Here is a 349-nt window from a genome sequence, read left to right on the forward strand (position 1 = left end):
GATGCGGGCGGCCCAGGCGTCCATGGTCCGGTAGTCGAGGGTTGCGGCCGCGTCGATCGCGGCGGGGGCGTCGGGGGTGAGGGCCGCCTGGCGGGCGAACAGTTGGTCCACGCGCTGTCCGGTGGGGAACGGGCCGTCGGTGTCGTTCCAGCCGTGCAGCTCCTGCTCCAGCTCGGCCGCGGTGAGCATGGGCAGTGCGGACAGCCGGGTGCCGGGTGCGCGGACGGCGGCCCCGAGCAGGGTCGTCCAGTGGCCGAGCAGCCGGGCGATGGTGGGGGCGTCGAACAGGTCGAGGGCGAACTCGGCGTGCCCGGTGAAGCAGCCGTTCTCCTCGGTCAGTTGGAGGTCG

1 protein-coding gene is annotated in these 349 nt (G+C 73.9%); it reads right to left on the bottom strand.

The window, feature by feature from the left end; genetic code table 11:
* The coding region (locus ACLZOT_RS50785) for a hypothetical protein (protein ID WP_416976092.1) at positions 1-349 on the bottom strand (349 nt) is incomplete at both ends.

It is taken from the genome of Streptomyces sp. 4F14, assembly GCF_048159485.1.
GTDB lineage: Bacteria > Actinomycetota > Actinomycetes > Streptomycetales > Streptomycetaceae > Streptomyces.